At 66.1% G+C, this 24,139-nt stretch carries 31 protein-coding genes; 16 read left to right on the forward strand and 15 right to left on the reverse strand.

What is annotated here, in order from left to right; translation table 11 throughout:
• Window positions 1-29: 29 nt before the first annotated feature.
• The 12 genes from FVA80_RS02115 to FVA80_RS02165 all read left to right on the forward strand — a co-directional run bounded on the left by FVA80_RS02115 (window position 30) and on the right by FVA80_RS02165 (window position 10,450).
• The gene (locus FVA80_RS02115) at window positions 30-539 is read left to right on the forward strand and encodes an NlpC/P60 family protein (protein WP_147906022.1); all 510 of its coding nucleotides are present in this window, start codon (window positions 30-32) and stop codon (window positions 537-539) included.
• Complete coding sequence (locus tag FVA80_RS02120; RefSeq protein WP_147957774.1) at window positions 532-987, forward strand: hypothetical protein; 456 nt, start codon at window positions 532-534, stop codon at window positions 985-987. Before FVA80_RS02115 ends, FVA80_RS02120 begins: the two co-directional genes overlap by 8 nt.
• Window positions 917-1,414 (forward strand): tail assembly protein, encoded by a 498-nt coding sequence (locus FVA80_RS02125; protein ID WP_147957775.1) that lies wholly within the window; start codon window positions 917-919, stop codon window positions 1,412-1,414. Before FVA80_RS02120 ends, FVA80_RS02125 begins: the two co-directional genes overlap by 71 nt.
• A complete protein-coding gene (locus FVA80_RS02130) occupies window positions 1,414-6,684 on the forward strand; it encodes a phage tail protein (protein ID WP_147906020.1) in 5,271 nt (1,756 codons plus the stop codon). Before FVA80_RS02125 ends, FVA80_RS02130 begins: the two co-directional genes overlap by 1 nt.
• Window positions 6,681-7,127, forward strand: coding sequence for a hypothetical protein (locus tag FVA80_RS02135; RefSeq protein WP_147906019.1), 447 nt, complete (start codon window positions 6,681-6,683; stop codon window positions 7,125-7,127). Before FVA80_RS02130 ends, FVA80_RS02135 begins: the two co-directional genes overlap by 4 nt.
• Window positions 7,124-7,489: a hypothetical protein gene (locus tag FVA80_RS02140; RefSeq protein WP_147906018.1), complete on the forward strand. Its 366-nt coding sequence runs from the start codon at window positions 7,124-7,126 to the stop codon at window positions 7,487-7,489. Before FVA80_RS02135 ends, FVA80_RS02140 begins: the two co-directional genes overlap by 4 nt.
• A gap of 81 nt (window positions 7,490-7,570) precedes the next feature.
• Window positions 7,571-7,732 (forward strand): hypothetical protein, encoded by a 162-nt coding sequence (locus FVA80_RS30290; protein WP_187193573.1) that lies wholly within the window; start codon window positions 7,571-7,573, stop codon window positions 7,730-7,732.
• A complete protein-coding gene (locus FVA80_RS02145; protein WP_187193574.1) occupies window positions 7,713-8,477 on the forward strand; it encodes a glycosyl hydrolase 108 family protein in 765 nt (254 codons plus the stop codon). Before FVA80_RS30290 ends, FVA80_RS02145 begins: the two co-directional genes overlap by 20 nt.
• 3 nt (window positions 8,478-8,480) lie before the next feature.
• Window positions 8,481-9,098, forward strand: a complete 618-nt coding sequence (locus FVA80_RS02150; protein ID WP_147906016.1) for a hypothetical protein — start codon at window positions 8,481-8,483, stop codon at window positions 9,096-9,098.
• 4 nt (window positions 9,099-9,102) lie between these two features.
• Window positions 9,103-9,519, forward strand: coding sequence for a hypothetical protein (locus FVA80_RS02155; protein ID WP_147906015.1), 417 nt, complete (start codon window positions 9,103-9,105; stop codon window positions 9,517-9,519).
• Window positions 9,477-10,055: a hypothetical protein gene (locus FVA80_RS02160; RefSeq protein WP_147906014.1), complete on the forward strand. Its 579-nt coding sequence runs from the start codon at window positions 9,477-9,479 to the stop codon at window positions 10,053-10,055. The genes FVA80_RS02155 and FVA80_RS02160 overlap by 43 nt, the downstream gene beginning before the upstream one ends.
• 62 nt (window positions 10,056-10,117) lie before the next feature.
• Window positions 10,118-10,450 carry a hypothetical protein gene (locus tag FVA80_RS02165; protein WP_147906013.1) on the forward strand — a complete coding sequence of 111 codons (333 nt, stop codon included), beginning with the start codon at window positions 10,118-10,120 and terminating at the stop codon, window positions 10,448-10,450.
• 184 nt (window positions 10,451-10,634) lie between these two features.
• Here the strand turns inward: FVA80_RS02165 and FVA80_RS02170 are convergent.
• Window positions 10,635-11,803 (reverse strand): IS3 family transposase gene (locus FVA80_RS02170; RefSeq protein ID WP_147911033.1). Its coding sequence is split into 2 segments (ribosomal slippage): window positions 10,635-11,539 and window positions 11,539-11,803, totalling 1,170 coding nucleotides; the frame shifts between segments, so codons are not numbered across the junction.
• Between the two features lie 153 nt (window positions 11,804-11,956).
• Between FVA80_RS02170 and FVA80_RS02175 the strand changes: the two genes are divergently transcribed.
• From FVA80_RS02175 to FVA80_RS02185, 3 genes are read left to right on the forward strand one after another with little or no spacing between them, the layout of a single operon-like run.
• Window positions 11,957-12,631 carry a hypothetical protein gene (locus FVA80_RS02175; protein WP_147905601.1) on the forward strand — a complete coding sequence of 225 codons (675 nt, stop codon included), beginning with the start codon at window positions 11,957-11,959 and terminating at the stop codon, window positions 12,629-12,631.
• Window position 12,632: 1 nt separating this feature from the next.
• Window positions 12,633-13,241 (forward strand): hypothetical protein, encoded by a 609-nt coding sequence (locus FVA80_RS02180; RefSeq protein ID WP_147905602.1) that lies wholly within the window; start codon window positions 12,633-12,635, stop codon window positions 13,239-13,241.
• Window positions 13,242-13,290: 49 nt separating this feature from the next.
• Window positions 13,291-13,509 carry a hypothetical protein gene (locus FVA80_RS02185; RefSeq protein WP_147905603.1) on the forward strand — a complete coding sequence of 73 codons (219 nt, stop codon included), beginning with the start codon at window positions 13,291-13,293 and terminating at the stop codon, window positions 13,507-13,509.
• A gap of 36 nt (window positions 13,510-13,545) precedes the next feature.
• Here the strand turns inward: FVA80_RS02185 and FVA80_RS02190 are convergent, their stop codons facing one another.
• From FVA80_RS02190 to FVA80_RS02235, 11 genes are all read right to left on the reverse strand, one after another.
• Window positions 13,546-13,791 carry a hypothetical protein gene (locus FVA80_RS02190; protein WP_147905604.1) on the reverse strand — a complete coding sequence of 82 codons (246 nt, stop codon included), beginning with the start codon at window positions 13,789-13,791 and terminating at the stop codon, window positions 13,546-13,548.
• A complete protein-coding gene (locus FVA80_RS31815) occupies window positions 13,788-13,916 on the reverse strand; it encodes a hypothetical protein (RefSeq protein WP_281408701.1) in 129 nt (42 codons plus the stop codon). Before FVA80_RS31815 ends, FVA80_RS02190 begins: the two co-directional genes overlap by 4 nt.
• A 158-nt stretch (window positions 13,917-14,074) precedes the next feature.
• Complete coding sequence (locus FVA80_RS02195; protein WP_147905605.1) at window positions 14,075-14,563, reverse strand: hypothetical protein; 489 nt, start codon at window positions 14,561-14,563, stop codon at window positions 14,075-14,077.
• A complete protein-coding gene (locus FVA80_RS02200) occupies window positions 14,517-15,128 on the reverse strand; it encodes a dATP/dGTP diphosphohydrolase domain-containing protein (RefSeq protein WP_147905606.1) in 612 nt (203 codons plus the stop codon). The genes FVA80_RS02195 and FVA80_RS02200 overlap by 47 nt, the downstream gene beginning before the upstream one ends.
• Window positions 15,128-15,697 carry a hypothetical protein gene (locus tag FVA80_RS02205; RefSeq protein ID WP_147905607.1) on the reverse strand — a complete coding sequence of 190 codons (570 nt, stop codon included), beginning with the start codon at window positions 15,695-15,697 and terminating at the stop codon, window positions 15,128-15,130. The genes FVA80_RS02200 and FVA80_RS02205 overlap by 1 nt, the downstream gene beginning before the upstream one ends.
• 8 nt (window positions 15,698-15,705) lie before the next feature.
• Window positions 15,706-16,029: a hypothetical protein gene (locus FVA80_RS02210; RefSeq protein WP_147905608.1), complete on the reverse strand. Its 324-nt coding sequence runs from the start codon at window positions 16,027-16,029 to the stop codon at window positions 15,706-15,708.
• Between the two features lies 1 nt (window position 16,030).
• Window positions 16,031-17,917, reverse strand: a complete 1,887-nt coding sequence (locus FVA80_RS02215; protein WP_187193575.1) for an AAA family ATPase — start codon at window positions 17,915-17,917, stop codon at window positions 16,031-16,033.
• 25 nt (window positions 17,918-17,942) lie between these two features.
• The gene (locus tag FVA80_RS02220) at window positions 17,943-18,203 is read right to left on the reverse strand and encodes a hypothetical protein (protein WP_147905610.1); all 261 of its coding nucleotides are present in this window, start codon (window positions 18,201-18,203) and stop codon (window positions 17,943-17,945) included.
• Entirely contained in the window at window positions 18,193-19,167 is a 975-nt protein-coding gene (locus FVA80_RS02225; protein ID WP_147905611.1) for a hypothetical protein, read from the reverse strand. The genes FVA80_RS02220 and FVA80_RS02225 overlap by 11 nt, the downstream gene beginning before the upstream one ends.
• Window positions 19,164-19,781 (reverse strand): 3'-5' exonuclease, encoded by a 618-nt coding sequence (locus tag FVA80_RS02230; RefSeq protein ID WP_147905612.1) that lies wholly within the window; start codon window positions 19,779-19,781, stop codon window positions 19,164-19,166. Before FVA80_RS02230 ends, FVA80_RS02225 begins: the two co-directional genes overlap by 4 nt.
• Window positions 19,775-20,233: a Holliday junction resolvase RecU gene (locus FVA80_RS02235; RefSeq protein WP_187193576.1), complete on the reverse strand. Its 459-nt coding sequence runs from the start codon at window positions 20,231-20,233 to the stop codon at window positions 19,775-19,777. The genes FVA80_RS02230 and FVA80_RS02235 overlap by 7 nt, the downstream gene beginning before the upstream one ends.
• A 241-nt stretch (window positions 20,234-20,474) precedes the next feature.
• Between FVA80_RS02235 and FVA80_RS02240 the strand changes: the two genes are divergently transcribed.
• On the forward strand, window positions 20,475-20,807 hold the full coding sequence (locus tag FVA80_RS02240; RefSeq protein WP_147905614.1) for a hypothetical protein: 333 nt from the start codon (window positions 20,475-20,477) through the stop codon (window positions 20,805-20,807).
• 73 nt (window positions 20,808-20,880) lie between these two features.
• On the opposite strand, the gene FVA80_RS02245 is transcribed toward FVA80_RS02240, so the two are convergent.
• From FVA80_RS02245 to nrdJ, 3 genes are read right to left on the reverse strand one after another with little or no spacing between them, the layout of a single operon-like run.
• Window positions 20,881-21,813 carry an FAD-dependent thymidylate synthase gene (locus FVA80_RS02245; RefSeq protein WP_147905615.1) on the reverse strand — a complete coding sequence of 311 codons (933 nt, stop codon included), beginning with the start codon at window positions 21,811-21,813 and terminating at the stop codon, window positions 20,881-20,883.
• Window positions 21,810-22,076 carry a hypothetical protein gene (locus FVA80_RS02250; RefSeq protein WP_147905616.1) on the reverse strand — a complete coding sequence of 89 codons (267 nt, stop codon included), beginning with the start codon at window positions 22,074-22,076 and terminating at the stop codon, window positions 21,810-21,812. Before FVA80_RS02250 ends, FVA80_RS02245 begins: the two co-directional genes overlap by 4 nt.
• Window positions 22,073-24,100 (reverse strand): ribonucleoside-triphosphate reductase, adenosylcobalamin-dependent, encoded by a 2,028-nt coding sequence (gene nrdJ / locus FVA80_RS02255; protein ID WP_147905617.1) that lies wholly within the window; start codon window positions 24,098-24,100, stop codon window positions 22,073-22,075. Before nrdJ ends, FVA80_RS02250 begins: the two co-directional genes overlap by 4 nt.
• Window positions 24,101-24,139 lie beyond the last annotated feature (39 nt).

A 24,139-nucleotide genomic window follows, 5' to 3' on the forward strand; every position in this document is an offset into this window, starting at 1 on the left:
TCAGGTACGTTTCGTACCATATTCGAGGCATGCAGACGGCAGGCCTCCTGGGTCGGAAATTCAAGCACGGGGAGCATGACTGCTTCTCCCTGATGCGCGAGTTCTACGCGACGAACTTCGGCATCCAGGTGCCGGATGTCGCACGCCCGAATGATTGGTGGGAGCCAGACGCCGAGGGCAAGACGCTTAACCTATATCTCGACCTCTACCACGAGGTCGGGTTCGGGCTGTTCACCGGACACCCACGCAACCGCCTGCCGGGCGACGTGATCCTGATGGCGATCCGCTCGCCGGTCGCCAACCACGGCGCGATCCTGCTGCCAGGTGAGATGATCCTCCACCACCTGGCCGGCCAAGTCTCCACCATCGAGAGCTACAACCGGCCCCTGTTCCGCGACACCACCGTCGCCGTGCTCCGGCACCCCGAGGTCGATGGCGCCAAACTGGTGCAGGAGACCGAGATCGACGCCTGGGACCTGGTCCCGCAGCGCGTCCGCGACCAGCTCGAAGAGGCCCGGCAGGGGCGGCTCGATGTCTGAGCTGACCATAGCCGATATGGCTGCCCGCTTCGTCGATGACCTGGACGCCCCGGAGCGCTGCGGCTTCGTCCTGACGGACGGCTCGGTGGTCGAGGTGGTGAACCAGTGCCACGACCCGGCCAATGGTTTCGACATCTCGGGAGAAGATCTCCTGTTGCACGAAGATCTCGCGGTCGGATCCTGGCACACCCACACCGGAACCGATAGTAATCTCACCCGAGATGATCTTGTCAGTTTCTTGAACTACCCAGACCTCACGCACTATATTGTCGGATCGGACGGCGTCGCCTGCTACGTCGTGAACAAGGGGCAGGTCATCCGTGCTGCGACGCATCCATCTCCACGGAAGCCTGAAGAGCATCCACCCCGAGCCGATCGTGGTCCACGCCGCAACCGTCGCCGAGGCGGTCAAGGCGGTGACGCGCCAGCTGCCGGGGCTCCGCGGTAACGCCGCCACCGGCCCGCTGCGCATCAAGGTCGCCGGTCACGAGACCGTCGAGGACCTGATCGCCCCGACCCAGAGCCAGGACCTGCACGTCTTCCCGCAGCTCAACGGCGGCAAGAACGGCGGCTTCTTCCAGGTGCTGATCGGCGCCGTGCTGGTGGCCGCCTCGTTCATCCCGGGCGTCGGCCAGGTGTTCGCGCCGATCCTGCTGAAGCTCGGCATCATGATGGTGCTCGGGGGCATCCTGCAGATGTTCAACACGCCCAAGCGGGACAACAAGGACCAGGTGGAGAAGAAGAGCCACTACCTGGGCACGCCGCACAACACCGTCGACATCGGCACCCGCATCCCGATCCTCTGCGGCGAGGACAAGATCGGCGGCCAGTACCTGTCGTTCCAGATCGACGCCGTCGACACCGGAGGCATCTGATGGCCCTGCCTCTGAAGGGCCGGAAGAGCGCGTCGTCGCAGCCGAAGTCCGCCACCCGCTATGACGACAACCTGTTCGGCGCCGACACCGTCGAGCTGGTGCTCGCCTTGTCCGAGGGCCCGATCCAGGGCCTGAAGGACGGCGCGTCGAGCTTCTACGTCGGCGACGTGCCGCTGCTCGATAAGGGCACCGGCACCCCGAACATCTCCAACTTCGAGCTGCGGATGCTGAAGGGGACCAACCCCGCCGACAGCATCCGGCCGAACCTCGGTGGCTTCGCCTCGTCGAAGAACGTCGGGCTGCCGCTGCGCACCGAGAACCAGAGCATCGTCGCGCAGGGCGACAAGACCCAGATCGACTACATCGACATCCGGTTCGTGGTGAACCGGCTGCTGGTCGTGAGCACGACCGGGGGCGAGTTCGCCAACGGCATGACGCTCAAGCTGGAGATCAAGCCGCGCTCGTCCGCGGTGTGGCAGATCCCGTTCGACAACCAGCCGGCGCCGCCGCCCGACACCTCGGGCGCCTCGAACTACCGGCCCGGCACGGCCACGGCCGGGTCGCTGGTGAACGCCGCTCTGCACGAGACCTACCTCGCGCCCGACACCGATCCGCCGCTCCAGGCCAATGAGCAGGGGGCGATGTGGTTCATCACCACCGACGCCCACTGGGCGCCGCGGATCTGGGACGGCGCAGCCTGGCAGGTCCCGAACGGCCTGACCAACTCGATCATCGACGGCTTCTGGGTGTGGAGCTGGGTCGACCACGTCGGCGATCCCCGGCGCGCCTGGTTCTCCCCGGCCGGCGCCGCGCCGCCGGCTGGCAGCATCACGTCGTTCGACTGGCTGCTCACGCCCGAGAGCGGCGAGATCGTCTACTCGTTCAACGACACCAGCTGGGTCGGCACGCAGACCTTCCCGGACACGCCCGTGGCTGCCCCCGGCAACGTGGTCATCTCCGGCCTGACGCGCTCGAACTACCCGAAGGAGTACCGGATCCCGGTCGCGCGGATCAACGAGCCCTACGACGTGCGCGTCACCCGGCTCGATCCGCCCTCGACCAAGGACAATTTCAAGGATGTCACCTTCGAGAGCATCCAGGAGGTCGTGGCCCAGGTCTACAGCTTCCCGGACCTGGCGCTCGCCTGGCTGACGATCCGCGCCACCGACACCTTCACCTCCCTGCCGGAGTTCACCGGCATCTACCGGGGCGTCATCATCCCGGTGCCGTCGAACCACGTCTTCAACGAGGACACCCAGCTGTCCGAGTTCCCGGGGCTGTGGGACGGCACGTTCAAGATGGCCTACACCAACAACCCGGGGTGGCACGCCTACAACCTGATCAAGAACAGCCGCTACGGCAAGAACGCCTACTATCCCGAGGTCCCGGACCAGTGGGACTACTATGAGTTCGGTAAGCACTGCTCGCTGCACGGCTTCCGGTTCAACGAATACATCTCGGAAGCTCGGTCGCTGAACGAGCTGATCAACTACGTCGTGGGCATCGCCGGCGGTCGGTACGTCGACCGGGGCGACGGCTACTCGACCGTGATCTGGGATGCCGACGACCAGCAGGCGGTGGCGATCTTCGCGCCCGAGAACACGATCGAGGGGAGCTTCAACTACAGCTTCACCGACATCACCGAACGCAAGAACGACTTCAAGGTCTCGTTCAAGAACCCGCAGCTGGAGTACCGCGAGGATCGGGTCCGGGTCTGGGACCAGAACGCCATCGACGTGCAGGGCCGGAACCCCGAGGAGTTCGTGGCGGTCGGCTGCCGCGATGCCGCCGAGGCGGTGAAGCGCGGCCGGCTGCGGCTGGCCACCTCGCTGACCGAGAAAATCATCGTCAACTTCAAGACGAACCGGCTCGGCCGCTACCTCCAGCCGTTCCAGGTGATCCTGGTCGCCGACGACCAGTCCACCAACGTCATCTCCGGGCGCGTGCGCAATCCCGACGCGCTGCCGGCCGGCACCACGCGGCTACCCCTGCGCGACCAGATCTACCTCGAAGCCGGGGTCGACTACGCCGCCCAATTCACCCTGGCGGCGGACGGCGGCGGCCTGCGCGTCGTGACCTACCAGCTCACCGTGGCCCAGCCAGGCCTGCAGAGCGAGCTGGTGCTTGCCCAGCCGCTTGCCGACGAGCTGCCGGAATACGCCGTGTTCTCCATCGGTGCGCCGAAGGCGTTCCGCATCACCTCGATCAGCCAGGCCGACGAGCCGGACCAGCTCGACATCACCGCGATCGAGGTGAACCGGCTGAAGTGGGCCTTCGTGGACGGCGCCGTCGAGCTGCGGGACCTCACCGGCCTCCAGACCGGCACCCCCTCGAACTACGTCTTCCCGGTCACCGAGGCCCGGGTGACGCCCGACCTCGCGCCGGACGGGACGTTCAGCCTGAACGTGACCTGGGAGGAGAGCGACACCAAGCTCATCAAGGGCTACCGGGTCCGGCAGTCGATCAACGGCCAGCCGGCCACCGTGCTGGCTGAGCCCGCCGAGCCGTCCACCCGGATCGTGTCGCCGCTGGCCGCCGTCTACTCGATCGCCATCACGGCGGTGAGCCTGGACGGCAGGACCGAGAGCGCCCCGGTGACGGTGCAGTACACCGTGGCCGACACCACCACGGTGCGCTCGGTGGTCCCGCCCGCGGACCTGGTGCTGGTCGACGAGGCCGAAGCCCCGCTGTTCCGGGCGGTCAACCCGCGCTTCGCCTGGACGCCCTCGACCGACCCCATGCTGAAGGACCACCTGGTCGAGGTGCTGAGCCCGGCCGGCCTGCTGGTCCACAGCGAAGCCGTGCCCGGCCTGCCCCAGTTCTCCTACACGCTCGCCCAGAACCTGGCCGAGAACGGCGCGGCGCTGCGCGCCTTCACCGTGCGCGTGCGGGCCCGGGACACGACCGGCCAGCTGTCGGAGCCGGTCACTGTGTCGGTGACCCACCCGGCGCCGGCCCGGATCACCCCGGTGATCGACACGATCTCCGAGACGATCTTCATCTCCTACGACGCACCGGCCGGCGATTTCGCGGGCGTGCTCATCTGGATGGAGACCGGCACCGGCTACGACCCGCTCGTGGTGCCCCCGGCCTACGACGGCCCGAACACGTCGGTCGCCCTGCCGGCGGTGCCGGAGACGACCTACTTCATCCGCATCGCGGGCTACGACGCCTACGGAAAGACCGGGCTGAACATCGGGCCGGAGATCGCCGCCAAGGCCACCGTCACCCTGTTCGACGGCACGCCCCCGCCGCTGCCGACCAAGCCCGTGCTCACGACCGACGCCGAGATCGCAGCGGACGGCACCCTCACGGCTGTCCTGCGCGCCACCTGGTCCAACACGACCGGCAACTTCGCCGGCCGCTACACGGTGGCGGTGGCGCAGGATGGCGGCAGCTTCCTGGAGTTCCCCTACAGCGTCGCGGACGGCGCCCAGCCGGCCTTCGAGCTGCACGGGCTCCGGCCGGCCGTCGCGCTCCAGGTGCGGGTCCGCGCCGTCGCCGCGTCCGGGCTCGGCCAGTCCGACTGGTCGTCGGTGGCCACCATCACCACGGCTGCGAGCAAGGCCAAGCCCGACAACCCGACCGGGGTCGCCGCGGTCGGCACCTACCAGGGCGTCACGGTGAGCTGGACGGCCCCTGTGGCCAAGGACCTGGCCTGGATTGAGGTGTGGTCGATCGACCGCGTGTCGGCCGCCCAGGCCCCGCCCAGCGGCGCTGTGATGCGCAAGGTCGGGAAGGGATCCACCTTCGTCTACGACGGCACGGTGCCGGTGGGCGGCACCCGCACGTTCTGGCTGCGCTCGGTCTCCACCTCCGGCGTGATGGCGGACGGCTATACCGCGCCGGCTGGCGCCGTGAACGCGCAGATCGGCGGCGCCCAGCTGGCCGATGGCGCGGTCACCGGGGTGAAGATCGCCGAGGGCACCATCACGGGTGACCGGATCCAGGCCGGCACGATCGAGGGCGACCGGATCAAGGCCAACTCGATCACCACCGACCAGCTCGCCGCCGACGCCATCACGGCCGACAAGATCACGGTCGGCTCGGCCAAGCTGTCCTCGTGGGTGTCGGGCTCCGACACCACGAAGATCGAGGGCGGCAAGCTCTCGGCCAATTCGGTCACGGCCAACAGCCTGAAGATCGGTGCCCGGGGCGTGCAGCTCGTGGGCGTGTCCTTCTACGCCGAGCGCGGCGCGGCCGGCGCGCTCACCAACAAGTTCGGCTGGACCGCCGGCCAGATCCTGGTCACGGCCGACGACGGCTCGCCCAAGGCGTACGACATCCCGGCCGGGGCGGCGATCATCGACGCTGGCTACTGGTACGTGTGGTGGAGCAAGGCCCAGACTGGGAAGCTCCAGCTCGCCAAGGACAACTGGCCCGCCATCTCGAACGATGCCGAGAGCATCCTGATCGCCACCGTGTCGGGGGTGACCGGGCTGTCGGTGCTCGTCGGTGGCACCATCATCGACGGCACCCGGATCCAGACCGGCTCGATCCAGGCGGCGCAGATCGCGGCGGGCGCCATCCAGGCTGAGAAGATCGCGGCCGGGGCCATCACCGCGGACAAGATCGGCGCCGGCACGATCACGGCCGACTTCATCTTCCTGGGGGGCAACAGCTTCCAGCTGAACGCCGCCAACCAGCTGATCCGCGTCTACGGCAAAACCAACGGCATCGAGCACGTCTCGATCGGTCAGGTCGGGGTGTTCGACGGCGACGACGCCTATGGCATCACCGTCCGTGACGGGCAGGGCCGGAACGTCCTGAAGGTCACCGATAAAGAAGCCACGATCGAGGGCGCGTTCATCCGCGACGCCACCATCACCAACGCCAAGATCGGTGACCTCCAGGTCGACACGATCAAGATCGCTGGCAAGGCGGTTTCCCAGACCGTGTCGGCCACCTCGGATGGGCCGATTGCACAGCTCGGTATCGAGGCGCGTTCTGAGACCAGTGCCTTTCAGATCCTCGCCTTTCGGCGAGGCGACGGCGGCCGGCCACATCCGGCGCTGGCTTCGAACGGCGAGCTGTACGTCGACTTCTCTGACAACGGCGGTCAAGCCTGGGGTAATATTGCAGGCATCGTCAACGTCTTCTCGTACCTCTATCAGCCGAACGTCAGTGGCAGTTCGCTGTTTATGATGCCTACAACTCTGGTGTTCAGCTGGGCTCCGGGGGTGAAGAAGCCGTTTCTCTTGCGAGTACGCGATAGCAACGGCGAGAACGTAGGCGGTGTCTATCTCTCTGTTACGGAGCTAGCGAAGTGAGCGACCAGCGCGACTACAGTACCGTTGTCGAGGCTGCGACCTACGACGAGACCGGCCGCATCACGGGTGTGGTGAAGCAGGGGATCGGCTTCACCGAGGACGCGCTCGCGCGCGGTGAGCGGCTGTTGCTCGGTGATGCCGGCTGGGATCCGGTGGGCTTCAAGACGACCCGCTACGTCGACCTGTCATCCGGGGATCCCATGATCCAGGATCGTCCGGTCCTGGCTCAGACCTTCGACCGCCCCACGCTGCCGGTGCGCCAGGAGGCGACGCTGGAGAACGTGCCGGCCTGCCGGGTCACGTTCGTGGGCCCGGTGAGCGGCACGCACGATCACCCGGGCGGCGACCTGGAAGTCGGGTTCACCGTGTCCGGCGACTACCTCATCTCGTTCGAGGCGTTCCCGAACCTGCCCTGCACCCACCAGCTGACGGTGACGCCGTGATCTTCGGACCCGATCTCACCGCCATCCGCGAGGCGGCCAAGAACCAGGTGATGCGCTTCTTCGTGGCGCAGGCCGAGAGCGACGGCACGCCGGCCACGCTGCGCGCCCTGTACGTGATGAAGGCCGCCGAGGCCGAGAAGGTCCTGGCCGGTGGCAGCTCGCCGCTGATCGAGGGCGAGGCGGCGATGCGCGACGTGGCGCCGGTCGTCCTGGCCCAGACCATATCGGATATGGCCAAGCAGTCGGCCGACCTCGAACTGGCTCGGATGCAGGCCAACGTCGACATCGAGAACGCCGGGTCCGAGGCTGACGTGGTGAAGATCTTGAATAAGTTCGGACTTCTTCTTGAGATTTCCCAGTAAAAGTTCATAAAAGTTATGACTGGCCATACCGTTTACTAGCACGCATGCCTATATCCGGGCATGCCCCGCGAGAAAGCAATCATGGCCTACGGCACGCAGTCAGATCGACTGCGTGCGGCTGCCATGGCGAAGCTCTCTGGTAAGTCGACCAGCGAGTGGCTGCTGAAGCAGATCCGGGACCAATACGCCGCCGTCTTTGGCGATGCTGACCCGGAGAAGATCAATGCCGGCCTCAAGCGCTGAGCGTCTGGAGAAGTGCCTGCCGTACATCTTCGCGGGTGAGGGCGGCTACACCAAGAACTCCAAAGATCCCGGCAACTGGACCGGCGGCAAGGTCGGCAAGGGTGTCCTGAAGGGCACCAAGTACGGCATCGCGGCCTCGTCGTTCCCGACGCTCGACATCGCCAACCTGACGATGGCGCAGGCGGCCGACATCTACCGTGCGAAATACTGGACCACCGCCGGCTGCGATACGCTCCCGGATGGCGTCGACCTGCCGATCTTCGATAGCTCGGTGAACTCCGGCCCGAGCCGGGGCAAGAAGTTCGCGACCGCCACGGCGGCCATCGCCGACGCGGTGGCGCGCATCAAGGCGATCTCGGTCCAGCGCCGGTCCTTCTACCAGGGCCTCTCCACCTTCAAGACCTTCGGCAAGGGCTGGCTCTCCCGGGTCAGCACCATCGAGGCCGCCGCGGTGAAGATGGCGCTCGCTGCCGTGGGCATGAGCCCGGTGGCGGTGAACACCGCCCTCAAGGGCGAGGCCGCCGTCTCCCAGAAGAAGGTCACCACCGGCACCACCGTCGCCACCACCACGGCAGCCGGTGGCGGCGGTGGTGTGGTCACGGCCGCCACCCAGCCCGGCATCGACTGGCTGGCCATCGGGGTGTCGGCCGCAGCAGTCGGCCTCGCTCTCTTCGTCGCCCTCCACTTCATCCGTGCCCACCAGGAGCGCGCCAGCGCCTTCCTCGCCGAAGCAGCAAAGGTCTGAGCCATGAACTTCGATGGGCTGAAGAACGTGGAGTGGGGCCCGGTTGCTGGCCAGCTCATGCGGATCGGCGCGCCGATCCTCGGCACAGTGATCGGTGGCGTCCCGGGCGCCATCGCCGGCGACCTGATCGGCTCGCTGGCTGGCGCCATCGGTGCGCCGGACACGACGCCCGAGGCCATCTCGTCGACCCTCCAGACCCCGGCCGGCATGGCAGCCGCGGTCCAGTTCGAGGCGGACAACAAGGAGAAGCTGGAGAGCCTGGTCGAGCAGACCAAGCAGGTCCAGATCGAGCAGGAGAACCTGTCGCTGCGTGCCGAGATCACCGCGGGTGATCGGTTCCAGCGCTGGGCGCGGCCATTCAACATGTACTGCGTCGGCGCGGTCACGCTCAGCTACGGCTTCGTGTGCGTGGCCGCTGCGATCAACACGATCGTCACCAAAGACCCGACCGCGCTCTCGCAGGTCACGGGCCTCGGTGCCTCGCTCACGACCGTGCTGATCCCGGCCGGTGCCGTGGCCGGCGTGACGGCCTGGCAGCAGACCAAGGAGAAGCTGGCCGGCGTCATCCAGCACCCGGCGCCGGCAGCCCTCGTGCCCGGGAAGCCGGTCAAGAAGGGCTAGTCCAGTGGCGAGCAAGTCGCGCTACCAGCGCGGCAGCATGCCCGATGTCCCTCACCACGAGCGTGAGCCGGATGTCGAGTTGCTGTCGGGCGGCCACTTCGGACCGCGGGTGGCTCAGCCCCAGCGGATCGAGTTCGATCAGGTCCATCCCCTGCTGCAGGAGATCCTTCTTAGGATCGACGATGAGGAGGCTCACAACCTCAAGCAGGGGATCAACATTCTGGTTCGCTTCGAGCCAACAGATTTCGCTCGGCTCAAGACTGTCCTGAAGCTGATCAACATCCTTTTTGGCATCGGGAGGGTTATCAAATGGTCAGTGGCATCTTTCTTGGCCGGTCTGGCGGCGGTCGTACTGGCGGGAGAACAGCTCCAGAAAGTTTGGGGCTGGGTTTTGAACGCTCTGAAGATGGTGAAGCCGTGAGGCATACGGTGAATAGGGTCGCGTTCTGGACGTTCATCGCGCTCGTCGGCGGCTGCGGCGGCTGGATGGGCACGAAGATCTCGAAGAAGAGCTATCCGCTCTCGATGATCGAGCGCGTCAATCTCACGCCCGAGGTCAAGCCGGGTGATCCGATCCTGCTTGCGCAGCATGTCGACCGCCGGGACCAGTGCGATGTGGTGGTGAAGCGCACCATCCGCACCTCGTCCGGGCAACGGATGCCGGTCAAGCAGACGTTCGAGGAGGACTTCGGTCCGCTCGGCGGTGACAAGTATGTCTTGCCGATCCCGACCGATCCGGCTTCCGCCCTCGGCGACGCAACCATGTACTCGAAGGCCTACAGCTGGTGCTCGTGGCTCGATTACGTCGTGCCGTCCGAGGCCGAAAGCTGGACGCTCAGCTTCAGGTTCGCCGAGAACACGGTCACCGAGCCGACCCCGGCGAGCTTCACCGGCATCGGGGTCAAGGCGTCGGCCAGAAAGTCTGGTCACCAGGGGCCGGCAGCCGAAGCTCCTTAGATCTTAATCACTGGCAGTAAGATCTGCTCAAGCCCATATACTTACCGAGCTTCGAGAAGATCATGGCTACTAGTGCTGTCGACTACCTGATCCTCAACGTCGTGCATCGGACAAACGAGGACTGGAGCCTCGTGCTGCCGCTCGACATGAATGATCTGACCGATGCCACCGCGATCTGCACGCTGGTAAGCACCAACGGCGCCCGGATCGAGCTGCCGGTGACGGTGGACGCCGCGCAGCGGCAGCTGGTGACGGCGGCCGAGAGCGAGGTGTTCGAGGTCATGCAGCCCGGGAATTACTCCGGCGATGTGCTGGTGACGCTGTCCGGTGGGCGGGACCTGGTCACGCACATCATCAACCTGGAGCTGAAGCGGGGGATCTCCCAGCGTGGTTGAGATCGTCTCCACCAGCATCCAGCGCCGCGTCACGGTCAAGCGCGTCACGCGGTCGACCGCCGGTCAGGCGCCGCCGCCGGTGGCGCCGATCGAATACGTCGTCGCGAAGGTCGGGGTGCCCGGCCGGGACGGCCACGACGGACTGCCGGGTGGCCTGCCCCCATTCGGTGGCCCAGGTTCGAAGTTAGTGCATCGTCGGTCGCGTGACGATGGCGGGGTGAGCGAGCGGCCCTGAGCCGCTCGGTTCGGTTGGCCAGATGACGACCTCGGGCGCAGGTGGCTGGTAGCCGAGTGAGGAGTGTGGCCGGATGCTGTTGTAGTGCCTCCGCCATTGCTCGATCACGACGCTGGCCTCTTTGAGGGTGTAGAACACCTCGCCGTTGAGAAGTTCATCCCGCAGCTTCGCGTTGAAGCTCTCGCAATAGCCGTTCTCCCACGGACTGCCCGGCTCGATGTAGGCGGTCGCTGATCCAACCGCCGCGATCCAGTCCTGAACGGCCTTGGCGATGAACTCCGGCCCGTTGTCCGAGCGGATATGCCCTGGCACCCCGCGCAGGCTGAACAGGTCCGAGAGTACATCGATCACGTCCAATGCCTTCAGCTTACGAGATACGCGGATGGCCAGGCACTCGCGTGTGAACTCGTCGATGACGTTCAGCATCCGGTACTTGCGTCCATTGTGCGTGCGGTGCTCGACGAAGTCGTAGGACCAGACGTGGTCGGGACGCTCGGGCCGTAAGCGAAGGCAGGAGCCGTCGTTGAGCCAGAGGCGCGACCGCTTCGGCTGGCGAGCGGGAACCTTGAGGCCCTCGCGGCGCCAGATCCGTTCGACCCGCTTCACGTTCACCGTCCAGCCATCGCGCCGGAGCATCGCGGTGATCCGACGGTAGCCGTAGCGCCCATACTGCAGAGCCAGGGCGACGATAGCAGCCGTCAAAGCAGCCTCGTCCTCGACCATCACGGCGACTTTGCGCTGCGTCGAACGATGCTGACCCAGGACACGGCAAGCGAAGCGTTCGGACACACCGTGCTCGGCAACGACGTAGTCGACACAAGCCCGGCGGCGAGCCGGGCTCAGAAGTTTCCCGAAGCTGCCTCCTTCAAAATGAGCTTCTCCAGCGTCAGGTCCGAGATCGCCCGACGCAGACGCAGGTTCTCCGTCTCCAAGGACTTCAGCCGCTTGACCTGATCACCCTTCAGACCGCCGTACTCGGAACGCCAACGGTAATACGTAACCTCGGTCACCTCGATCGACCGGATTGCTTCAGCAACCTTGCGACCCTGCGAGACCAGGACATCGACCTGCCGCAGCTTAGCGACGATCTCTTCAGCCGTATGCTTCTTCCGTCCCATAAAAACATCCTCCAAATGGCCCAAAGCCATACATCAGGGAGGACCACTTTTCAGGGGGCAGGCCACGGGGACACCCGGACCGCCGGGTGACGGCGCCAACGACCCTGGCGACCTCACCCTGCTCTTCGACAACCAGCTCATCTGAGGACCGTCATGGCCAGCCTAACCACCCGCCTCTCCGATCTGACCACTCGGATCGCCACCGAGTTCAAGTCGCTCCGCACGCTGGTCAACGGCAACGCGAGCACGAACGCCGCGCTAAAGACCACCGCCAAGGGCAACCTGGTGGCGGCGATCAATGAGATCTTCGACCGCGTGACCGGCGCCGGCACCGGCGACATGCAGAAGGCGACCTACGACGCCAATGGCGACGGCGTCGTCGACCGGGCGTCGTCGGCCGCCTCGGCGGATGCGGTCGCCTGGGGCAACGTCTCGGGCAAGCCCGCCAGCTACCCGCCGAGCGCGTTCGACGCCGCGCTGATCACCTCGGGCACCATCGACCCGGCCCGCATCCCGGTGATGGGCTCCGGGGTCCAGGTGATGTCCCCGGGCGGCATCGCCGACCTGACGGCCGCCAACCAGAACAAGATCACTGCGGGCACCATCGTCACGACCACGGACGGCCAGCGCTGGGTCTACTCCGGCACCGGCACGAAGACGCTGGAGGCCAGCTACGTCGTCCTGGCGGACGTGACCCCGGAGTGGGCCGCCATCGCCAACAAGCCCACCAGCATCGCGGGCTACGGCATCACCGACGCCTACACGAAGACGGACATTGGCAACCCCGACACCAACTTCGTGAGCGTGTTCGAGGCGGGGATCGCGTGACATGGCTTCGCTCGCGTCACGGGTGAGCGACGGCTTCGCGCGCGTCGCATCCGAGATCAAGAACAGCATCCGCCCACGGCTTCTCCCGTCAGGAGGGGGAGGGGGCATGATGCTGGTCAGGGCGAGCGATGCCGTCAATTCCTTCGGCTGGGCCATCCCCCCGCAGGGTGCGCCGCTGTCGCACTTCTGCGATGTGTCGGCCCAGAACACGACGCCCTACGGAACTGGCACCGAGAACAACGGCACCTGGCCTCGGGTGCCGATGAACCAGAAGAGCACGGACAACGACAACTGCTGGGACAGCGCCAACAATTGGTATGTCGTTCCTGAGACCGGCCTCTACCTCATCAACGCATCCTTTCGCCCACCGGACAATGGATCCGGTCGGCAATACGAATTTGGATTTGGTGTCAACTTCGAGCAGAACGACGGACCATTCTTCCTCTGGCATTTTCGCCCGAATGCTCTGCGCTACACGATGCACTATACGCGTATCGTGAAACTAACGGCGGGCCAGCACATCCGAATGTTCATCTACCAGGACTACCTGGTCTGGGAGCAGGTCGTGAACGCGGCCGGGCTGCAAATCGGCATGATCGCCCGGGGCTGATGGGATCGAGCGATTGGACGAAACGGACCATCGCGACTAAGAAGTCGGGATGAGCGAGACAGGAAAGATCATCCCGTTCCGTGGCCGTAAGCCGGCCCCTATGCCACCGGAGGCCGTCCGGCAGCACCCGCTGCCCTGGCGCACCGAGAATGGCTTCGTCTGGGACGCCAACGATCGGCTGGTGGGCTCCACCGTCCGGCACGAGGCGGCCGAGTGGGTCACCCGCGTGGTGAACTCGCAGCTGGAGCCGGACAAGCTCGACAGCTGAAACGAAGAGGCCGGCGGTTTCCCGCCGGCCCCTGTGTCAGGCCTCGCTGTCCACCTCGACCCCGAGGGCGACGAGCTGGCGGTCCAGCTCGGCCAGTCGGGCCTCGAAGAACGGGACCAGGCCGGCGGCTGCCGCCTCCGCGACCTCCATCGGCTGAGCGGTGCCGTGGAAGTGGACGTTGAAGTAGGAGGTGTTCGGGTTGCGCACCGAGTGCAGCTTCGAGACCACGTCGCTGCGGTCCTTCGCCAGCTGCGAGACGGCGTAGATGTTTTCGAGCTTCATGACATCTTCTCCGTCACCAACACACCGCGCATCGGCCGGGCCGGCTTGACCGGCCCGTCGTCCACGTCGATCCCGAGCTTCTCCAGGGCCTTGGTGTTCACCAGGAGCTGGTCGTCGTAGAGCATGCGGATCGCCCGCAGGCAGGCCTGCCGGACGTTGCCCTGCGCCTAGCGCCCCTGGATCTCGACCTTGATGTCCTCGTCGCCGAGCGCGGCGGCGATGCTGGTGCGCAGCCGCTCGCGCTCCTTCAGCAGGGTGTCGAGCCCGTATCGGTCAGAGAGCTTCATCGCGTCGCTCCCTGCGCCTTGGCCTCGGCCGCCTTGTCGGGGTTGGCCGCCCGGTTCGCCGAGAAGCTGAGACCCTGGAAGCGCTCCAGGAGCTTCGCGACGTTCTTGCGGATCACCTCCAGCACCGGCACCCGGATTGAGTTGGCGTAGAGCTGCGCGTACCAGGCCAGGTCGCCGGCTTCGTCGATCTGGTCCGCGACATCGACCTGGCCACCGCACAGGATGGTCAGCTCGTGGCGCAGGATCTCGTCCGCCTCGGTGCGCAGCCCGAGCGCCGCATGGAGCCGGGCGAGCCCGTCCTCCATGTCGATCTCTGGGTACGCGGTGGCCACCGGGCGCAGCTCGGTGACCGCCATGACGCTGTTGCGGAAGGCGGCGATCGTCGGCTTGTCCTTGCCGTAGAACAGCGCCTTCTTGGCCTGGTCGACCAGGTCGGCGTCAGCCAGCGCTCGGAGCAGCAGCGCCCGCATCACTCGCGGCGGCATCAGCTCCGTCTTCGGGCTTCGGCTGCACAGGCGGCTGACGAAATTCGAGTACCCGGCCGGGGAGGAGTGCGTCGCCAGGTTGTCCTGCGTAGCGGAAGCGGTCGTCATTGCCAAAACCCTTGTCGAAGAACTCGATGAGGACCATCAAGTTGAATGCTGCGTGAGACAGGTGAGGAAGTCCGCTCTCGGGATCTAGGTCTTCACCCTCCCGGAAGCTGTCGACGTGGCGCTGGAGGCTCTCGTAGATCTCCGACCAGTTGCCGCCCTTCCGCCAGTTGTTGGCGGAATACTTGATCGCGCCGTAGGCAAGGACGGCGGCCGTATATCGGCCGAGCGATGCCGGCACGAGGCTCATGCGGAGCTTGCCGGCGTTGTGGCGCTCCATTGTACTTTTCGTACCGTCAGCTTCGGGCACAAGAAGACCGGCCATGATCTTCTCAGCGTGCTCCTGGCTGATCGAGCTGGTGTCCACCAGCTGCTTGACCCGCTCCAGGGCCGGGTCCGGGCCGCAGGTTGCGCCATCCACCGGCGGTGGCCGCACCACGAAATCGGGTTCGTCTGACATCAGCTGAGATCCTCTCTGAAGAGCTGGTAGAACCGCCTCGTCCAGGCCACGCCCGCGATGTCGGGGGTGACCGGCACGATGTGGATGCCGAGCTTCATCTCCTCGGCGACCTCGCGGTCGGCCGGGTCCATGTGCTCGAACATGAAGAGCCGCTCGTCGTACGAGATGCGGCTGTCGGCATCCTTGATGGCCTCGAAGGCCCATGCCGGGATGCCGTAGACCTCGCCGAGCCGGGCGATCATGCAGGCGTCGGCCGCCTCGATCCCCGGGCACAGCACCTTGATCGGCCGGGGGATTTCACCCGTCCACATCTCCGGCACGTCGTGCATGAGCGCGGCGCGCTGCCGGTGCCGGCAGTCGCCGACCAGGTGCGAGAGCAGCGTGGAGTGGGTGGCGACGCTGACGGCGCGCTCACCGGCACCGCCGAAGCGGTTCAGGCGGGACAGCGCGCGGCCGATCAGGGGCGGCGGCAGGTCGTCGGCCTCGAAGTGGTAGGCGTCGATACGCCGGCCGGAGCCGAAGTAGACCATCGGGCCCGGGAACGGGCAGGCGGGGGCAGGGGATGTCATCTGGAACATCACACCGCCCCCACGGAGAAGTACGGCCGGTGTCCGGCGGGCACCCGGCGGGGCCGGCTGTAGAGCTGGGTCCAGCCGTCCTTCGTGGTGCAGCTGACCATCTCGTGCGTGCCGGCCTCGTAGCGCTGGCGCGCCAGGCAGATGGCGGGACGGGACCGGGCCGGCCACGGCTCGCCCACCGGCTTCGAGGCCACCAGGTAGGCCTCCCAGCCGGTCTTGGCCGGCGCCGGCTTCCCCGAGGGGCGGCGGACGTCGTCCGTTGGTGGTGGCGGGGCCGGGCTGCGCAGGCGCAGTCCCATCTCCTGCAATCGCTGCTCGACCACGTCAGTTCTCCAGCGTGATGACCCGCGCGCAGGCGGGACGCTTGTGGGTGATGACCAGGATCTGGGTGAGCTTGCCCTCCAGGGCGCAAAGCGCGTCGTGGAGGTGACCAGCCCGGTCGGCGTCCATGGACGCATCCATCTCGTCACCCATGAAGACCGGGAAGACGCCGTTGGTGAGGATGCGGCCTAGTCCCAGGCGGACAGCCAGGTTCGCGCACACCTTGCCGGAGCCCGACAGGGTGTTGAGCGGCTGACCGTCAACCTGGATCTCGAAGTCCTCGTCGACCGCGATCCGCCCGCGCGCGCCGCCGGTCATCTGGCTGAGCATGTGCGAAGCGACGCGCGAGAGCGCGGGCACGAGGTACGTCTTGGTGTCGGCGCGCAGGTCGTTCATCGCCTGCTTGCCGTTGCGCCAGCTCGCCAGCTCGCGCCGGAGATCGGTGAGCCGGTCGCGGCCCTGCGCCCAGTCGAGGAAGGAGCGCTGGTAGGTCGCGAGCTGGGCGTCGCAGATCGTGACGGCCGACAGCAGCTGCTCGGTCTGCATCAGCCGGTCCGCGGAGAACGCCTTGCGGGCGAGCGACACCGCGGTGCGGGTTGCCTTCGCCGACAGCTCCCAGGTCGCGTGGCGGGCCGCGCAGCCATCCCGGGCGGCACAGACCGCCTGGTAGGCCCGCAGCTCGCCGGTCAGCGCCTGGATCTCGGCGCGGGACATCGTGCTGACGCCCAGCTCGGCGAGCGCCTTGCGGATCTCGTCGACGTGGACGGCACTCTTGGCGTCGCGCGGGTCGTGCTTGGGCTCGGCCGCCTCGGGCGCATCGCACACCGCCGCCCAGCCTTCGGCCACCTTGCCCTGCGACCACCACCGCCGCAGTGCCTCGCGCTCGGTCTCCAGGTCACAGCGCTCGGGGAAGTCCGGGAACTGGGAGATCAGCGCCTGCAGCCGGGCGATCTCAGCGTCGGCCGTGGTGAACGGTTTCCCGCAGGGGCACAGGATCTCCGGCGTCTGCTGGAGCCGGGCCAGGTCACGGATCAGGTCGAGCCGGGTCGTCTCGTCGTCGGCCTGCTGCTGGGTGACCTTGGGCTGGGCGAAGTAGCGGTCGACGAAGAGCTTCCGCTGCTGCCACAGGGTGTAGGCGGCCTCCTGCGTCTTGGCGGCCTCCAAGTCGAAGTCGTAGGTGCGCAGCCCGAGGACCTGGTCGGCCTTCGTCAGGGTCTCCAGCGACAGCAGGGTCGGCGCCTCGCCGACCTCGGGCACCACCGGCTCATTGGCCAGGAAGGCATCGCCCCGGGTGATGGTGTCCTGCAGCGAGCGCAGGTTGGTGATCTCTTCGCGCAGCTCGTCGGCCGGGCGGTAGCCCTCCGGCTTCTCCGGCTTCACCGGCTCCGCGCCCAGGCCCGCCTCCAGGCCGGCGATCTCGCGCGACAGGCCCAGCGCCTGCTCGGCGCACCAGGCGCCGATGGCCTCGATCTGGTCGGCGCCGATCAGCTTGTCGACCATGGCCTTCCTCTCGGTCGGCAGCATCTTCGACAGCCGCTCGGCATCGCCCTGGTTGGCGACGTTCGCCACCCGGAACACCTCCAGGCCGTAGCCCAGGATCTGGAGGATCCGCGCGTTGACCGGCTTGGTGCCGACCGCGATCGGGTCGACGCCGTCGCCGAGTAGGGCGTTCTTGGCCGTGCGCTCGATGCGGTAGCGCTTGCCCCGGATCAGCACCGACCCGTGGGCCTTCAGGTGCTTGTAGTCGCCGACCGCGCCGCGGAGCGCCTTGTTCCCGAACAGCAAGAACTCGATCATCTCCAGGCACAGGGATTTGCCGACCTCGTTCGGGCCGACGATGCCGGTCATGCCGGTGGTGAAGTCGATGCTGCGGTCGAAGTGTCGGCCCATGGGGTAGTGATCGGTGGGCGGAAACCTAACCGTGAACGCGATTTGCTCGATCATAGTGCGCCTGCAGGATGGGGGCTTTGTCCAGCGAGCGGAACGTGTCTTTCAGACGGTTCAACGCTTTGGTCGCGCCCAGGTCATTGTGGATCACGTCGAGCGCAGCTTCGAACTCTGCGTCTCCGCGATTGGCATGCTTGCAGAGGAAGGACAGGAGCGCCTTCTCTTCTTCGGTGAACTGGACATCCTTCATCAGGAGCCCCAGACCGACCTGATAAAAGTTACCCGTCACGACCGAACACCTCGGAAAGGCGCTCGTCGATCTGAGCGCGGACCTCTGGGATGATGTCGTGGGCATCGAGCGCGTCGCGCGCGGCGGCGCGGGTGTCGAAGCCCTCCATCGAGATGTCGGCCGGAGCCTCCTCGGCCTGGTCCTTCACGCGCTCGACGTTCCAGGACAGGCAGGCCGGGGGCTCGCCATCGAACTGCTCACCGGGGGCCAGCTGCAGCCGGACGACGGTGTTCGCGAGGTCGCCGGCAGCCTCCAGCTCGGCCAGCGTCAGGGTGGCATATCGGATATGGCCCTGGCCGCCGTCCTCACCCTGGGCGTAGGGCTGCATGCTCCCCACGACTTCCACCTGGACACCATCCCGTTTGAAGAGGGAGGGCAGATGGACGTGCCCGGTGTAGGCCTCGGTGATCCCGGCGGCGGCCAGCGCCTTGGTGGGGATCAGGTTGTGGGTGGCCGTCCGGGGATCGACGTCCCAGTGGCCGTAGGCGGTGGTGCAGCCCTGCTCCCGGATGAACCAGGACGCCTTCTCCACCATGGCCTCGGCCGTCTCGATCGGATCCCAGGGGAACAGAGCGAAGTGCGGCCCGACGATCGGGCTGATCACCGGGGTGATGTTCGGGATGCCTTCAACCAGCTCGACGAACAGGTCCCAGGCGGTGACCTCGTCGAGGTCCCGGCTGTCGTCGTGGTTGCCCTGGAGGATGTAGTAGGTGGTGCCGGGGTTCAGCTCGGCCGCCGTGCGGTAGGCGCGGTAGGCGAACAGCACGGTGGCGTAGTCGACCTGCGGCGCATCGAAGAGGTCGCCCATGGTGATGTGCGCGGCATAGCCGTCGAACGACAGGTGCCGGTTCAGGTCGGCACGGACGAGCGCCTCGCGCTCGCCACGGCGATCGAGGGGCACGCCCTTGGTGAAGCGGCGACCCAGATGCGGGTCGCCGAGGCGATAGATCTGATGGGGGTTCATGCTGCGAAGACCGCGCGGATCTGATAGAGGCAGTCGTGCAGCGCGTTGTGGGCGTCCCCGACCGGCTCAATGGTTTTCCAGAAGTCGCGACGGTTCTCATGCCCCCGGCCCAGCAAGTAGCTGTTCAGGTCGATCGCCTCGCGATAGTGAAACGGCTGCATCAGACCGTACTGACGGAAGTACGATGCGATGAAGTTGTAGTCGAACGTCGTTGGCTTGCCCCAGAATGCTCGGGGGCACAGGCTGGAACCATCAGCGACCCAGTTCCAGAACGCCTTGATCACGATCTCCGGCGGCTCAGCGCGCGAGAGGATGCCGCGCAGCACGTCGGGCTTCCCCATCCACCAGTCGCGGGTGTCCTCGGCCCAGTACCGGCCGGGCGGGACGTGCAGCGCGCGGTCGAAGAAGTTGTGGTCGATCTCCTTGGTGTGCCGGTTGAAGCGCACGGCGGCGATCTGGATGAGCGCGTTCTCCCCCGGGTTGGTCCCGGTGGTCTCCACGTCGATCATGTAGTCGAACATCGGCGCGCCCGGCTGCGGCTGGAAGGCCGCCCGGTCCTTGCGCTCCACCGGCACCTCGTAGGCGCCGACCTGAACCAGCTCGGTGCTCACCACCTGGGGCGGCTTCCCGCGGGGGTCTGCTCCGTCGTACATTGGAAGGCCCTCATCTCGTCCCAGGACAGCGACTTGCGCCCGGTGTCAGCTTCGTGGGCCCGGATCCGAGACATGGCGAGCAGATACCAGTCGTCGGTCTCCAGGCGGTGGACCAGCACCAAGTATCCGCCGCCAGCCGCCACGATGCGGGCGCCGTGAGCATTCTGCCCCTTCTTGAGGAGCTTGAACTCGAACAGCGATGGGTGCTGGGTCGACTTGACTTCGCAGAAGAAGGTCTGACCTTTCACTGCGCAGATGTAATCCGATGGTGTGGCGTCCACACCGGCTCCAACCCGTCCTGTCAGACCCCGGATCGCCGCAGCGTCCTTGATCCGGTAGAAGTAGCCCTGCTTGCCGAGCGCCGTGAGGGACTGCTCGAAGCGGGCCTCGGTTGGCTTGCCTGTGTTCTTCATGATGGTACGTTTCGTACCTAATGCGCTCGACATCAGCAAGACGTCCAAGACCCTTTTTCGCCTTTTGGCGACCCTGTCGTCGTTCAGACTGCCCTTCGCCGCGTCCGATCGTTTGCGCGGCCTGAACGGGGAGGGTTGCCCAAAAGCATCATTCGCACGGCGAGCGAATTTCAACCAAAGGTAGATGTGGCGCACTATCTAGTTGCATGGTAAATAGGAAATATATGAAGCAATCGTAGCAGTGAGCAGCGCAGTGAACTCGGAAATTGTAAGCAATCAGACAGACAGACTGGAATTCCAGTTAGCCAGACTTTCAAAGATCCTTGATGTTCCCATAAGTCGGTTTCATTCACCTCTTCTAAAGAATTTGTATCCGCAAGAAAAAACAACAGAAGCAGAAAACTTGTTGGCGCTGATTGAAGCATATCTCAATATTAATGATGCATCTGCACGAATGTTAACAATAAATATGGTTCGATCCCTCGGCCGTATTCCTAGACAAGAGAAGAAAATGGTCAATGAATGCGATCATATCGATGAGCTAAACTCGCAATCCATCGACCACATCGCTTAGCGTATTGCTGCCATTCAGCACCATGGAGCGTTCTCAACGGTCGGCATTGCGGCGTCGATCGGGTCCGGTGTGTTCACGCTCGTTCTCCTGCCAATGTTTTGCGGTACTGCATCCACCCTTCGAGGTTGCCGTGCAGCTCGGGGTAGAGCCAGTGCCCATCCGGGTCCCGCCGATCGGGCATAGCCTGGTGCTCGGCCGGCGAGGCGTGCATCGGCCGGGCGCTGACCAGCGCGTCGTGCCGGGCCACCTCCTGCTCGATCGTCAGCTTCGCCTCGTGGAACGGGGTGTAGCTGACCTGGGCGCACCGGGTGACGGACACCATGATGGCGGTGGCCGCGTCCAGGATCCGCTCACCTGGTCGGGCGAAGCGCACCCGCTTCTCACCGGGCTCCGCGGAGTAGCCGATCACGCCGACCGCCTTGTCCTGGATCTCGGTGATGTAGGGGAGGTGCCAACCGCTCTCGCTGACGAAGTCCGGCTCCCCGTACGCCTCGACCGCCTCGCGCATTGCGATGGCTAGGTCCCGGATGTGGGGCTCGGACGCCGGGTCGATCCGCAGAGCGTTCCAGTTGGCCAGGTCGACCGTGGTGAGCACGGTGTCGATGTGCAGGAACGGGGCGAGGAGCCGGTTGGCGACCTGCTTGTGGTAGCCGGCGTCGGCGAAGGCGCCGGCCGCCTCCACGGCTCGATCCCGGGCCCAGAGCCAGGCCTCCTCGTTCAGCATGAAGTCGTCGGCGAGGTCGACCAGCTCGGTGCATTCCTCGGTGGCCTGCATGCCCTTCTGGTTGGCGCCCCAGTGGCGGGGGATGAACGGGGAGGTTCGCACCTCCTCGATCATCCGGGCGGTCGGGACCGCTCGGCTGGACCGGGCGTTCCGGGAGAACATCCTGTGGGTCATCAGCTCCGCGTGGATCTGCAAAGGATACCGGAGCTGGAAGGTGGTGAGGGGAGGGGCGTCCTGGCCCACCGATCGGGCGAGCACCTTGGCTGAGGTCTGGCAGCTCATTCGCGAAATCCTGCGAGGGTTTCCGAGACACGACCACCGTTCACACCGAAGTGGCGGCCGATCTCAGCGTAGGGGATGGTCGGGTTGTCCGAAGCGTACCGGCGAATGTCGCCACGCAGCTGCGGGGTCATCCGGCGGGATGTGATGGGCGCCCGGCGAACCGGGGCCCGGCGGCGCAGCTCGTCGGCCAGGCTGGCCAACTCGCTGTCACCGTCTTCTTGCGACTTCGCCCGCAGGCGGGCGGCGATCTCCGGGATGGTCATCGGATGGGGCATGCTCCAGTGGCGCAGTCTTCGACCTCAAGCAGCTCAGCAGACTTGTCCGCCTCGATGTCGATCGGAAGAAGTTTTGCAGTGTACGTTTCGTACCGTTTGCGGGAGACACACTCCTGCGGCAAGTATTTGAAGCCGAGATCCTCCGCTGTTGCCAGCGGGTTGTTACGCCGGAGGAAGCTGACCCCGACGTATTCGTCCCAGTGCTCCATGAACCAGTCGACCATGGCCGGGATCTCGGCCTCGTCGAAGGACACCGTGATCGAGCAGTTGTGCTCGACGTAGTGGTTCATGAGCAGGCGGTAGCGCTCCAGCTGGCTGATCGCGCTCTCCTGGTTCACCTCCAGGTGCTCGCCAGCCGGCGACACCACCTCGGTGAACTTCGAGCTGGCTGGGTACTCGACCGGCCAGCACACCAACATCCCGGTGGGGTCGTTGGGGTTGGGCTTCATCCGGTAGTTGGCGTTGTAGAAGTTCTGCAGCATGGGGTCGTTCACCGGGAAGTTCACCCAGTTGAAGATCCACCGCGACAGGGCCAAGTGCGCGCCCTCGTGGACCTCGTCGCCCATCAGCCCGAGGGCCTTGGACGACGTGCCGGCTGGCTGCACCTGGGTGACGCGCCGCGCGCGCGGCGTGCCGAAGTCGTCGGCCATGCTGTTGGCCCCGGCGATGGCAGCATCGCGCACGGCCTCCAGCATCTCCGGGTTCTCGATGCCCTCCCAGGCCACGGCGCCGGTCGGCGACACGCCGCAGAGGCGCAGCAGCTTCTGCATGTCGTTCCACTGCAGCTGCAGCACGCCGTCGCGCATCGAGACGCAGGTCTGCCGGTAGTTGGCCCGGCCGGCCAGGTACTGCGCCCGCATCAGGCCCTTCAGGTCACCGTTGAAGCGGTGCCAGACGGTCTGCATCAGGTTGCAGAACCCCTTGTTGGACAGGAGGATCTCGGCGCAGGGGTTGAGCCCCTCCATCTCCGGCGCGCGGCGCAGGGCGTGCTCCACGTTGACGAAGCCGGGCTCGCCGGTCGGCAGGATGCGGCGCAGCAGCTGCTCGATCACCTCGGCGGTCGGCTTCTTCAGGAAGCCGATCGAGTTGTTCGACTGCTCGCGCTGGCCCTCCCCCCGCTCCCAGCGGTCGGTCTTGAAGTCGATGTACCAGCCCAGCTCGGCCAGCAGCTCGTCCCAGCCGGTCGCCTCGGTGTTGATGAGGCAGATCTGCGCCGAGCGGCGCGAGCTGAGCACGGTGCCGAGCCAGTTGATCACGTCGATCAGCTCGCCCTTGGACAGCGTCCGGTGCGCGGCCGTCTGCATGATGGCGGCGATGGCGGCCATGGCCTTCGCCAGCGGCTCCCAGCCGGACGAGATCCAACCGTAGCCGCGCAGGCGCTTGCCGCCGGGGCGCAGCTCGCTGAAGTCGAGGATCAGCTCGGACACCCGGGGCTTCTCCCCGAACAGCATGCCGATCGCCTTGGCCCAGCCCTTGGCGCTGTCGCCGAAGACGATGCGCCAGGTCCCAGCCTCCATGTCGATGTGCTCGGAGCTGTGCTCCTGGCCGCCGCGCTCGGTGCGGAAGGACGGCGCCACCGTGACCTTGGTGAGCGAGCTGGGGAAGCCCGAGAGCAGGCCGGTCACCGGCTTGAAGCCGACGCCACAGCCGTTGAGCAGCAGCCAGAAGATGTCGACCAGGTCGGCCGGGGTGTAGGCGACGGAGAAGGAGCAGTTGAAGGCACCGGCAGCGCGCTCGCGCACCAGGGCGGTGCCGCCCATCCACTTCACCCGGCCGGAGACCGAGGCGCGCTTGGCTTCCATCAGCCCGCGCAGCTCGTGCAGCTCGTCTTCCTCGTCCTCGTTCAGGGCTCGCTGCAGCTGGGTCTCCCACAGCCAGCGCTGGTGCCCGACGACGCGGTCCATGGCCTGGTCGGGGGTCTCGAAGAGGTCTCCCTCCTCGTTCAGGGGGCGCAGGTAGGTACGCCGATGCACGAACTGAGCGCGCACCGATGGGGTGGTGTTGGTCAACATGATGCTCTGGGCGTTCTTACGGGCCACAAGATATGGGAG

This window comes from Methylobacterium sp. WL1, from assembly GCF_008000895.1.
Classification (GTDB): domain Bacteria; phylum Pseudomonadota; class Alphaproteobacteria; order Rhizobiales; family Beijerinckiaceae; genus Methylobacterium.

Bases quoted from the DNA above. Each gene is read 5' to 3' on its own strand.
- FVA80_RS02115 (WP_147906022.1), top strand. From the start codon at position 30: ATGCAGACGGCAGGCCTCCTGGGTCGGAAATTCAAGCACGGGGAGCAT.
- FVA80_RS02120 (WP_147957774.1), top strand. From the start codon at position 532: ATGTCTGAGCTGACCATAGCCGATATGGCTGCCCGCTTCGTCGATGAC.
- FVA80_RS02130 (WP_147906020.1), top strand. From the start codon at position 1,414: ATGGCCCTGCCTCTGAAGGGCCGGAAGAGCGCGTCGTCGCAGCCGAAG.
- FVA80_RS30290 (WP_187193573.1), top strand. From the start codon at position 7,571: ATGGCCTACGGCACGCAGTCAGATCGACTGCGTGCGGCTGCCATGGCG.
- FVA80_RS02145 (WP_187193574.1), top strand. From the start codon at position 7,713: ATGCCGGCCTCAAGCGCTGAGCGTCTGGAGAAGTGCCTGCCGTACATC.
- FVA80_RS02150 (WP_147906016.1), top strand. From the start codon at position 8,481: ATGAACTTCGATGGGCTGAAGAACGTGGAGTGGGGCCCGGTTGCTGGC.
- FVA80_RS02165 (WP_147906013.1), top strand. From the start codon at position 10,118: ATGGCTACTAGTGCTGTCGACTACCTGATCCTCAACGTCGTGCATCGG.
- FVA80_RS02175 (WP_147905601.1), top strand. From the start codon at position 11,957: ATGGCCAGCCTAACCACCCGCCTCTCCGATCTGACCACTCGGATCGCC.
- FVA80_RS02180 (WP_147905602.1), top strand. From the start codon at position 12,633: ATGGCTTCGCTCGCGTCACGGGTGAGCGACGGCTTCGCGCGCGTCGCA.
- FVA80_RS02185 (WP_147905603.1), top strand. From the start codon at position 13,291: ATGAGCGAGACAGGAAAGATCATCCCGTTCCGTGGCCGTAAGCCGGCC.
- FVA80_RS02190 (WP_147905604.1), bottom strand. From the start codon at position 13,791: ATGAAGCTCGAAAACATCTACGCCGTCTCGCAGCTGGCGAAGGACCGC.
- FVA80_RS31815 (WP_281408701.1), bottom strand. From the start codon at position 13,916: ATGCTCTACGACGACCAGCTCCTGGTGAACACCAAGGCCCTGGAGAAG.
- FVA80_RS02195 (WP_147905605.1), bottom strand. From the start codon at position 14,563: ATGCCGCCGCGAGTGATGCGGGCGCTGCTGCTCCGAGCGCTGGCTGAC.
- FVA80_RS02200 (WP_147905606.1), bottom strand. From the start codon at position 15,128: ATGTCAGACGAACCCGATTTCGTGGTGCGGCCACCGCCGGTGGATGGC.
- FVA80_RS02205 (WP_147905607.1), bottom strand. From the start codon at position 15,697: ATGACATCCCCTGCCCCCGCCTGCCCGTTCCCGGGCCCGATGGTCTAC.
- FVA80_RS02215 (WP_187193575.1), bottom strand. From the start codon at position 17,917: ATGGGCCGACACTTCGACCGCAGCATCGACTTCACCACCGGCATGACC.
- FVA80_RS02225 (WP_147905611.1), bottom strand. From the start codon at position 19,167: ATGAACCCCCATCAGATCTATCGCCTCGGCGACCCGCATCTGGGTCGC.
- FVA80_RS02235 (WP_187193576.1), bottom strand. From the start codon at position 20,233: ATGAAGAACACAGGCAAGCCAACCGAGGCCCGCTTCGAGCAGTCCCTC.
- FVA80_RS02245 (WP_147905615.1), bottom strand. From the start codon at position 21,813: ATGAGCTGCCAGACCTCAGCCAAGGTGCTCGCCCGATCGGTGGGCCAG.
- FVA80_RS02250 (WP_147905616.1), bottom strand. From the start codon at position 22,076: ATGACCATCCCGGAGATCGCCGCCCGCCTGCGGGCGAAGTCGCAAGAA.
- nrdJ (WP_147905617.1), bottom strand. From the start codon at position 24,100: ATGTTGACCAACACCACCCCATCGGTGCGCGCTCAGTTCGTGCATCGG.